2 pseudogenes are annotated in these 1,114 nt (G+C 69.4%); both read right to left on the minus strand.

What is annotated here, in order from left to right:
- Window positions 1–825: pseudogene (locus CFP71_RS42645) on the minus strand (RNA degradosome polyphosphate kinase); the annotation flags it as partial.
- Window positions 826–883: 58 nt separating this feature from the next.
- Window positions 884–1,114, minus strand: a pseudogene (locus CFP71_RS45260) (2-phospho-L-lactate guanylyltransferase); the annotation flags it as partial.

Here is a 1,114-nt window from a genome sequence, read left to right on the forward strand (position 1 = left end):
GATGCGCATCAGGCGCGGCACGTTGCTCGGCACCTTGACGCGCGCGAACCGCTCGGTGCCCGCCTCCGGGTCCCGGACGGTGATCGCGAGGTTGAGCGAAAGGCCGGAGATGTAGGGGAACGGGTGCGCGGGATCCACGGCCAGCGGTGTGAGCACCGGGAAGATCTGCTCGCTGAAGTAGTTGGACAGCCGGAGCTGGTCGGCGCCGGTGAGGTCGTTCCAGCCGACGATGTGGATGTCTTCGTCGGCCAGCTGCGGCCGCAGGTGCAGCTCGAAGGCGTTCGTGTGCCGCTCGACCAGGTCCTGGTTGCGCTTGGCGATGTAGGCCAGCTGCTCGCGCGGGGTGAGCCCGTCCGCGCTGCGGACCGGGAGCCCGGTCTCGTCGCGGCGCTTCAGCCCGGCGACCCGCACCATGTAGAACTCGTCCAAATTGGACGCGAAGATCGCCAGGAACTTGGCGCGTTCGAGCAGCGGCTGCGACTCGTCCTCGGCCAGCGCGAGCACGCGGGCGTTGAAGTCCTGCCACGACAGCTCACGGTTGAAGTACCGGTCGTCGGGCAGTGTTTCGACGGCGGTGGGGGCCGACGTCACCGCGGGAGGCGCGGCGGGCAGCGCGCGGAACTCCTGGGCGGGGCGGCTCGCCGAACCGCCGCGGGTGGCGCGGATCGCCGCGCGAGGACTGCTGTTCGTCTTCGCCGAGGGAGTGGTCTTCCTCGCCCGGACGGGTTTCGCCGTGCCGTTGTCCGGATCGGGTTTCGCGGCGGAGGTCTTCCGCTTCCTTGCCGAGTTCGGGGTGCCGCCGTCATTTGTGCTCACGGGCTTCATTGTTCACCACTCGGGGCGATAATGTGCGCCGCGCGCGGGTCGGCAGGGTGAACTCTCGTCACATCACCACGCAGGGTGTTCCCAACAGCGTTGAACTGCGCTTTCCGACACCCAGGGTGCGGACGTGAGCGAGATCATCCGCGGTGTCGACGTCCGCACGGAGTGATTCCGCGGTGATCGTGAGCGGGGTCGCACCGGACGCGCTGTGCGCCCGCGCGGAACCCCCGCCGAACCGGGGTTCGAGCGGCCCGGTCCCCGCGAGCAACAAGGTCGTGCCCGTTCCCTGCCG

This window comes from Amycolatopsis thailandensis, from assembly GCF_002234405.1.
Lineage (GTDB): Bacteria > Actinomycetota > Actinomycetes > Mycobacteriales > Pseudonocardiaceae > Amycolatopsis > Amycolatopsis thailandensis.